The sequence below is a fragment of the Deinococcus apachensis DSM 19763 genome, assembly GCF_000381345.1.
GTDB lineage: Bacteria > Deinococcota > Deinococci > Deinococcales > Deinococcaceae > Deinococcus > Deinococcus apachensis.
The window spans coordinates 1-8,525 of the sequence record NZ_KB906435.1; the positions used below are offsets into that span (position 1 = coordinate 1).

Sequence of the window (8,525 nt, forward strand, 5' to 3'; positions counted from 1 at the left end):
GCGGCAAACTGCCGCGGGCGATACTGCATGTTCTCGTACTGCTCCAGCACCCCTTGCGCCCCCTGCCAGTACCCATACCGCGACACCAGCGTCGGCTTCGCGTTCACGCTCGGCAGTGGGGCCGTGGTCGCCATCGGCTCCAGGGACGCCATCTGGTGGTGCTCCGCCATTTCATTGGCAGAGGCAGAGCCGGTCGAACTGGTCGTAGGGGTAGACGGCGAACCGCAGCCTACCAGCAAGGCCAGCAGGCCGCTAAGGGTCAGCTTCTTCATGTGTTCTCCCTTTCTACTGTGAGTGGGGAATGTCAATCCCCCGAACACACACGTACGGTTAAGGTGACATAAGCTCACCCTTCCCCGCTGTTGATTTTTCAACAGGTGGTCCTCACAGGCCCGCGCATCATTACAGGCTCTTCTGGCAGAGAAATGAGGCCATCCGGGATGAGGTCGCCTGCAGAGGCCCTCACCACTTCCTCATAGGTCGTGTGGGAGAGGGTTTACCATCTTGGCTCCCCCCTCACTCCAGACTCAGAGTTAGAGTCCGGTAAGGCTGGACGTCGTGCTGCCGAAATAGGTCGAAGCGCAGGAGGTTCGTTGCGTCGGAGCCGTCCACGCGGCACTGCCAGGTTGTCCGCCATTCCTGCTGGGGGGCCAGGGTGGGAACCTGGATCACCCGGGGGCACAGGGAAGGTCGAATGCGGTACGCCGTGGGCTGGACCTCGAAGTTGCGGACCGCCAGGGTCAGCGAGATCAGGGTGCCCGGAGTGGCGCGCGTGGGGTAGTCGCCCAGCTTTCCCTGCGGCCCGAGCACGTAGAACTCGGTGAGGGGCAGGTTGCTGTGCATTCGGCCCATCAGCGTGCCCAGCCCCACGATGGCGCCGAGGCTCACCACGGAAAACAGCGCCACGGTTCTGAGCCCCTGCGGCTCCCGGAGGGCCAGGAACAGCTCCCCCGCCGGGCCGCGGCGCCTGTGCTGCCAGGCCGCGCCCGCCCAGGCCAGGGTCCAGACCCCCAGGCCCAGCGCCATGGCCCGCGGCGTGACGCCCCAGGGGAGACCGCTCAGCAGCAGGCCGAGCAGCGGGACGCTCATCAGCGAGTAGCCCAGGGAGAGAATGACCCGGTTGAACCCGCTCAGGTCGCCCCGCCGGGGGAAGAACGTCAGCGTCATCAGGTAACCCGGCGCCAGGAGCAGGGCGGGCAGGCCCAGCAAGGTGCGCCACGCCCCGCGCAACTGCGGCGCGAAGGCCACCAGCAGGGAGGCCAGGCTGACCAGCAGGACGGCGAGCAGCAAATCCGCCCAGAGGGCGGCGGGCACGCCGGGTCTGACGGCCCCCTTGGCCTCCTGCCGGGGCAGGGAGAGCTGGTGCGGGGCGGCGGTGGGAGCCTGAGCAGGTTCGACATGCGGCGTGCTGACCACCGGTGCAGGGGAGTCTGCCAGGGCGTCACCTGTGACCCTCAGGGGCAGCCCGGATACAGAGGCCTGCTCCCCGACCGTCGATGCCCCCAGGCCCACCGACACCTCGTCACGCGGCACCTCGGGCACGAGGGCCGATGCAGTTTCCACTTGCAGGTCGAGCCCTCCCGTCGGCGGGGGGGCTGCTGGCCCCACGGCGGGCGGGGCCACGTCCATCATCGGCGCTTCAACCTTCGGCTTGCGGCTGCGCCCTGTTCTGGACCGGGCAGGCTGCCCCTCGACAGAAGGGGGCGTCTCGGTCTCGACCTTTACCTGACGGCCCGAGCGGGTGGGGCGGGGTGGGCTGTCCTCCGCCGGGGATACCCCGGTCTGCCCCGGTTCTGGAGACGGCGTCGCCTCCTCCTTCCGCTTGCGCGCCCGGCGAGGTTTGGAGGGGGCGGCAGGAAGGAGGCTGGTTGTCTCAGCATGGGCCGGGGTGGGCACGGCGAGTGCCCGCTCGCGCCCGGCCCGGCCTCCAGTTCCCGACTGTTCCCGGGAGGTGGACTGAAGCTCTGAACTGCCTGGCCCCACACGCTCCTTTTTCGCTCTCGGCATTCCTCACCTGTCGGGACGCCTGTGGAGTGTTCGCGCAGAGGATGCGGGGGCCACCTCATTCACTTGCCGCCCCGGCCCCCGACATGCAGCTCACCCACGGGGTAGAGGGGTCGCTTGTTCGGGGCCGCTCGGGACCCGCCCAGGGTGGGCAACGTGCGGATGCCGTCCTGCTTGCTTGTTGCCCACGGAGCCTTACTTTAACATCACGGCAAGCTCAACCGTCCCTCACACCGTGCAGCTGTTCACCCAAGGAGCGGAATGAACCACCGCATCGAGCAGGTTTTGACGGGAACCCCGGGCATGTTCGCCCTGCTGGCCCTGATCGCGCTGCTGCTGGCCGCGGAGCTTCGGCTGTTTTTCCCTGGCCCGCTGGACCGGCGGCTGCGAACCGGAACCCGCGTGGTGGGGACGGGACTGGCGCTGCTCGTCGTCGCCCAGTTCCTGATCCGCGTGCTGCGCTGAGAACGCCGTCCAGCCTGGAATCCCGTACCATGGCGGCAAGCTCACCCTGAACAGACGGCGGGGAGGGGCCAGCCTCCAGATGGGCCGGGGGTCTCCTCCTGTGCCTTTGAAAGGCGGCGGTAAACGCGTAGGGTTTCTGACGTACGGCATTGAGGACCAGAACAGGCTTTCCGGCATCGCCCGTTACACCATGGAACTCACCCGGGCGCCGCGGGAGGTGGAGCCCGGCCTGGAGATCCTGCTGCTCACGCCCTATCCGACTCGGAGATCGGCTGGTACCGGGAGTTCGACACGTTCCCCGTGCCCATCCTGCGACGGCTGCCGCCGGTCGTGACCCTGGGGGACGGGGGCCTACACCGGGCCGTGACCCGGCTGGGGGCTGGGCGTGCTGCACGACCCGTGCGGCATCGCGCCCTTCGTAGCACCCCGGGGGCGCTACTACCGAGCAGCACCATCCACGACCTGTTCGCCCGGGTGGTGCCGCTGGCCCGCTCGACCGCCAACACAATCTTCACGGTCAGCGCGGCGTCGGCGCGGGACCTCACGCGCCTGTGCGGGCTGCCCCCCGGCAAGCTGCACGTCACGCCGCTGGTCGTCCACCCCTGGCGCAGCCGCAGAACGGGTTCACCGAGCCCCTGCCCGAGTTGGGGGTGAGACGACCCTACTTCCTGTTCGTCGGGAACCTGACACCGCGCAAGAACCTGGGGTGGGTGCTGGAAGCCTTCGCCCTCGTCCGGCAGAGCCACCCGGAGACCAGGCTCGTGGTGTTGGGTCCGGCCTTCTGGCGCAGTTCGGAGATCTCACAGCAGGCGCGGCAGTTGGAGGGCGGGGTGCTGACCGGCCACGTGCCCGACGCCGCGCTGGGGGCCCTGTACCGGGGGGGGACGGGGCCTCGTTTTTCCCTCCCTGTACAAGGGCTTCGGCCTGCCCGCCCTCGAGGCGATGACGTAAGGGTGCCCGGTGGTCACGTCGAACGTCAGTTCCTGCCCGAAGTCGTCGGGGACGTGGCCCTGCTGGTCGATCCCACCCGGGTGGATGACATCGCGGCGGCGATGTGCCGGTTGCTGGAGGACCCCGCACTGGGCGAGGAGCTGCGGCGTGCGGCGGCGCGGCGCGGCCCGGGCGGCCACCTTCAGCCGGAAGCGCACCGCCCGGCAGACGCTCGACGTGTACCGCCAGCTCACCGGGGAGGTCGGCTGAGGCTGCGGCTACTCGGCCACCGCCTGGGCCTCCAGACGGAACTGCAGTTCGTACAGGTCGCGGTACAGCCCTCCCTCGGCGAGCAGGGTGCGGTGGTCGCCCTGCTGCACCACCTGGCCCTCCCGAAACACCACGATGCGGTCCGCGCGCCGCACGGTCGACAGGCGGTGGGCGATCACGAAGGAGGTGCGGCCCGTCATCAGGCGTTCCAGGGCCTGCTGCACCAGCGCCTCGGACTCGCTGTCGAGCGAGCTGGTGGCCTCGTCGAGCAGCAGGACCCGGGGGTCGCGCAGCAGGGCGCGGGCGATGGCGACCCGCTGGCGCTGCCCGCCCGAGAGCTGAATGCCGCGCTCCCCGACGGGCGTGTCGTAGCCCTGGGGAAGCGCGCCGATGAACTCGTGGGCGTTGGCCGCCCGCGCCGCCGCCTCCACCTCGGCGTCCGTGGCCTCCGGCTGGCCGTAGCACAGGTTCTCGCGGACGCTGCCCGAGAAGAGCTGCACCTCCTGCGCGACCCAGCCCAGGTGCCGCCGCCAGGCCCGCACGTCCACGGCCCGCAGGTCGGTGCCGTCGATCAGGACTCGCCCCGCGGTGGGGTCGTAGAAGCGGGCGAGCAGCGCCGCCACCGTGCTCTTCCCGGCGCCCGACGGCCCCACCAGCGCGACGATCTCCCCGGGCCGCACGTCCAGGGTGAGGTCCCGCACCACCACCGGCCCGCTGGGGTCGTACTGGAAGGACACCCCCTCGAACCGCACCCCGCCTCGGGGCCGCCCCAGGGGAACGGGGTGCGCGGGTGGCGTGGACCCCACGGGTTCGCCCAGCAGCGCGAACACCCGCTCGGAGGCGCCGACGGCCTGCTGGAGCTGGCCGTACACCCCGGCGAGGGCCCCCATGGCGTTAATCACCGTCACGGTGTACAGCAGGAAGGCGATCAGGGTGCCGGTACTCAGCTCGCCCGCCAGCACCAGGCGGCTGCCGTACCACAGCACCACGCTGGCGCTGCCCGCCATCAGCAGCGTGACGCTGGGGGTGTAGGCGGCGTCGATGCGTGCCCGGGCCAGCGCTGTCCGCAGCGCGGCCCCGGCGAGCGCCCGGTAGCGCCCCGACTCGGCCTGCTCGGTCACGAAGGCCTGCACCACCCGGATGTTGCTCAGGGTCTCCTGCGCGTGCGCCTGGGCCCGGGCCTCGCGGTCCTGAAGGGCCACACTGACCTGCTGGAGCCAGCGCCCGAACAGCAACGCACACAGGACAACCAGGGGCACGACCGACAGCATCACCAGCGACAGCCGGGGGCTGGTCCGCAGCAGCACCGCCACGCCGCCCACCAGCACCAGACCCTGCCCCAGAAGCTGCGAGAGGGCGTGCGAGGCCGCCGACTGCACCGTCAGCACGTCCGAGCCCAGTCGGGAGGTGAGTTCCCCGGTGTGGTGCCGGTCGTAGAAGCGGATGGGCAGGCGGACCAGGTGGTCGTACAGGGCGCAGCGCAGGTCGTTCACCACGCTCTCCCCCACCCGGCTGAGCAGGTACGCCTGCACCATGCCCACCAGCGCGCGCACCACGAACACGCCCATCAGGCCCAGCGCCAGCAGGTTCAGCCCGCCTGCGTCCGCCGCTCCCCCGGTGGCCGCGTCCAGCACGCGCCCCACCAGGGCCGGGAACACCAGGCTGAGCCCGCTGAACAGCACGGTGGCGACGAGGGCCGCCGCCAGGGCGCCGCGGTAGGGCCGCACGTAGCCCAGCAGGCGGCGCAGTTTCCCCCACTCCGGCCAGGCGAGCCGGGGCCGCGGCAGGCGGCGCGGGCCTCCCGCGGGCGGTGAGGTCACGGCCTGGCGCCCGTCCGGGTCCAGGGCTGACGACCGGGCGCGGGCACAGGCCCAAGCAGAGGAGGGGGGGACAATGCCATAAAAATTTGCACAATCTTTAGTACGATGAGAGTATGCCACAAGGTCAACCGGAAGGGGCGACACTCGTCTACCGCCGACGCGAGGACGTCATTGTCACTGATCTGAATGAAGAGGTGGTGCTGCTGGACCCGGTCTCGGTGGAGATGTACAGCCTCGCCGAGGTGGGCCGGACCGTGTGGCAGGCCCTGCCAGGGACGCCCGAGCAGGTGGCCGAGCAGGTCACGGCCAGCTACGACGTGGAGTGGAACCTGGCCCTCCAGGACATTCGGAGCCTGCTGGGGGACCTTAAGGCGGCGGGCCTGGTCGAGGCGCATGCGCTTTGAGATCCTCGGCCGCACCCTGGTGGCCGACGATCTGCCCGCCCCCCTGGAGAACCAACTGCGCCGGGACTGGTTCTTTCCTGAGCATCAGGCCCCCGCCAGCGACTACGTGGTGGAACTGCGGCTGGGCCCCGTCGACCCCGCCCCCTGGCAGGCCCTCCCACCCCGGCAGGTGCTCGCCTATCTCCAGCAGTTCGAGGTCCGCGCCGCGCCGGACGGACTGTTCTACGAGGACGCGACGGGCCGGGTGGCCTGCCGACATGTCCCGGGGGCGACCCGGATTCGGCTCCAGCTCCGGGATGGGGAGGTGCCCTCGTCGGCCCTGGAAACGACCCTGTCCCTGAGCATCGGCGAGGCGATGTGGTGCAGCGGCCTGGTGCCTCTGCACGCCGCCGCCGCCTGTCTGGAGGGGCAGGCGTGCGCCTTTCTGGGGCCCAGCGGGCGGGGGAAAAGTACCACCCTGCTGCGGACCATGCTGGCGGGCTGGGCGCCCGTCGCCGAGGACATCGTGTGGTGTGACCCGGAGCGCCTGCTGGTGTACGGCTGGGAGCGCGAGGTGCGGCTGCTGCCCGCCAGCGTGGCCGTGCTGCCCCCCCATCTGGCCGAGCGTGACTGGCCTATCACTGAGGACGGCAAGGTCAACATCCCCTATCAGTCCCTGCCCGGCGCCCAGGTCCGGCGGGGCGGGGTGCCCCTGCGGCGCCTGGCGGTTCTGGAGCGCGAACCGGCCCTGCCCTCGGCCTGGCTCCCGATCTCGCCCCGCGACGCAGCCCTGGCCCTGTGGGAGGCGACCGGGCTCCCAATCGCGCAACAGGCGCGGGTCCACGCTGGCCAGCAGATCGGGGCGCTCCAGACCCGAGTGGAGTGTGTGCGGCTGCGGCTGGGGTCGACGCCCCTCCCCCTGGACACGCCCATGCCCGTGGGTTGAGGCCAAGCATGTCCGCCCCCTCATCCCAGCCCGCCGCTTCTCCCAGCACCTGGAAGCACCTGGAGCGGCTGATGCTGCACGGACAATTACCGGGCGAAGCCGTCCCCGCGGTGCGGGCCTGGCGGCTCGGCTCGTATGCCTACACCCGGCTGGACGCCGCGCACCCCTGCCGCCATGAATTCCGGGCGGACTACGCGGCCACGCTGTACCAGCACCTGATGACCAAAGCGGCCCTGAGGCCGCTGCTGAGTGCCTGGCACGAGGCGGGCATTCGGGTCCTGCTCTTCAAGGGCTTTCACCTCGCCGAGTTCGTGTATCCCACGCCCGGCCCCCGCCCCTACGGCGACGTGGACATCCTGATGCGTCCCGGGGACGCCGGGCGGGCCGCCGAGATCGCGCGGCACCTGGGCTGGCAGGAAACCTGGCGTCTGGAAGCGTCCCTGGTGCCGCACCACCACGAGGTGCTGCACCTGGAGAGCCCGGACGGGGGGGTGGCCCTGGATGTCCACCGGCGGGCCCTGCACAACCTGCTGCCCAGCAGCCGCCTGCAACAGCGCATCACCGACGCGGTCTGGCGGGCCGCCGTCCCACACAACTGGGACGGAGTGCCGCTCCTGTTGCCCGACCCGCGCGACGCCGTGCTGGTCGGGCTGGTGCTCCAGCGGGCCTGGGGCGACGACAGTTGGATTCTCAAGGTCCACGACTGGCCCGACTTTCAGGCGCTGGTGGAGCGGCATCACCTGGGCCTGGGCGACCTGAGGCGGCGGGCGCGGCAACTGGGCTGCGCCCGGACCTTCGCCGTGTTCCTGAGGGTGTGCGACCCTTTTTGCGGGCGCCTGAGCCTGCGCCCGCGCACGCGCGTCGAGTACCTGCGCTGGGGAGCCCGTGTCTCTCCGGAGCGGCCCGCCCTGCTGTTCGAACACACGCTGTTCGGCTGGTGGGAGGCCTGGACCAAGAGCCAGGACGTGCTGCGCGAGTTGCCCCAGGTGCTGCGGGTGCTGGCCCAGTTGCGCCGCACCACCGACCTGCACGCGCTCCTCAGGGCCGTCACGCTGGGCGCGCGAAAAGGGCCGCGGTCCTCCCGCTCCAGCAGACGAGTGATCGACGAGCGCGAGGTGCAGCACGTGTTGAGAGGTGTACACCTGGCCCTCGGGCTGCTGCGGGTGCGGCCCCATGGCAACTGCCTGGAACGCGCCCTGGCGGTGTACGCCTCACTGTACGCCCGTGGGTACGACCCAGTGTTTTGCAGCGGGGTGGCCCGCGACGGCGCGGCGATCAAAAGCCACGCCTGGGTGGAACTGGCGGGCACCCCAGTTCCCGACCCGCTTCAACCCGAGGATGAATACGTGTACCGCCGCAACTTCCAGTTTTCCCCCGCGCAGATGGCTCCTTGAGCGGTCGGGGTCGCGGCTGGGCGGTCATGAGCCCACTGCAGCCATTTGGAGCCGCCAGGCCTGAGCAGCAGGAGGCCGGGTAGACGGCGGCAGCCAGGAGCCAGGGTGCCCTGCCACACGCCCCGGTTGTCGCTGCCCTCTGGTTGAGGCAACACGTCTGTCTTAACCTGCCGGAACTTGAGGGCGAATCGTGAGGTTCCCCCATGCAGAGCACTCCCTCAGTTAGGAGCTTTGAGGGAGTGTTCGAGGTTTTTGTCGCCGGTGAGGAAACGGAGTTGGCACTTGAACTCCACCCCCCAGGCGTCGCGCGCCG

General features: G+C 70.4%; 7 protein-coding genes and 2 pseudogenes. 6 read left to right on the forward strand and 3 right to left on the reverse strand.

The features are described 5' to 3' along the window. Nucleotides 1-272: pseudogene (locus F784_RS24270) on the reverse strand (hypothetical protein); the annotation flags it as partial. A 244-nt stretch (nucleotides 273-516) separates the two neighbouring features. Further along, nucleotides 517-2,007 carry a DUF1616 domain-containing protein gene (locus F784_RS0121740; protein WP_083939339.1) on the reverse strand — a complete coding sequence of 497 codons (1,491 nt, stop codon included), beginning with the start codon at nucleotides 2,005-2,007 and terminating at the stop codon, nucleotides 517-519. Between the two features lie 258 nt (nucleotides 2,008-2,265). On the opposite strand from F784_RS0121740, the gene F784_RS0121745 reads away from it, so the two are divergent. The 3 genes and pseudogenes from F784_RS0121745 to F784_RS27970 form a co-directional block, all read left to right on the forward strand. Further along, a complete protein-coding gene (locus F784_RS0121745; RefSeq protein WP_019588811.1) occupies nucleotides 2,266-2,469 on the forward strand; it encodes a hypothetical protein in 204 nt (67 codons plus the stop codon). 300 nt (nucleotides 2,470-2,769) lie between these two features. Next, nucleotides 2,770-3,123: a hypothetical protein gene (locus tag F784_RS26925; protein WP_211211927.1), complete on the forward strand. Its 354-nt coding sequence runs from the start codon at nucleotides 2,770-2,772 to the stop codon at nucleotides 3,121-3,123. Beyond that, a pseudogene (locus F784_RS27970) lies at nucleotides 3,120-3,335 on the forward strand (glycosyltransferase); the annotation flags it as partial. The gene F784_RS26925 and the pseudogene F784_RS27970, both read left to right, overlap by 4 nt. Nucleotides 3,336-3,677: 342 nt before the next feature. On the opposite strand, the gene F784_RS0121760 reads toward F784_RS27970, so the two are convergent. Further along, nucleotides 3,678-5,489: an ABC transporter ATP-binding protein gene (locus tag F784_RS0121760; protein ID WP_019588814.1), complete on the reverse strand. Its 1,812-nt coding sequence runs from the start codon at nucleotides 5,487-5,489 to the stop codon at nucleotides 3,678-3,680. 113 nt (nucleotides 5,490-5,602) lie between these two features. Here F784_RS0121760 and F784_RS0121765 point away from each other — a divergent pair, with 113 nt between their 5' ends. From F784_RS0121765 to F784_RS0121775, 3 genes are read left to right on the forward strand one after another with little or no spacing between them, the layout of a single operon-like run. Next, nucleotides 5,603-5,893 carry a PqqD family protein gene (locus F784_RS0121765; protein ID WP_019588815.1) on the forward strand — a complete coding sequence of 97 codons (291 nt, stop codon included), beginning with the start codon at nucleotides 5,603-5,605 and terminating at the stop codon, nucleotides 5,891-5,893. Continuing rightward, complete coding sequence (locus tag F784_RS0121770; protein ID WP_019588816.1) at nucleotides 5,883-6,818, forward strand: hypothetical protein; 936 nt, start codon at nucleotides 5,883-5,885, stop codon at nucleotides 6,816-6,818. Before F784_RS0121765 ends, F784_RS0121770 begins: the two co-directional genes overlap by 11 nt. Before the next feature lie 8 nt (nucleotides 6,819-6,826). Then, on the forward strand, nucleotides 6,827-8,212 hold the full coding sequence (locus F784_RS0121775) for a lasso peptide biosynthesis B2 protein (protein WP_019588817.1): 1,386 nt from the start codon (nucleotides 6,827-6,829) through the stop codon (nucleotides 8,210-8,212). The last annotated feature ends 313 nt before the right edge of the window (nucleotides 8,213-8,525 follow it).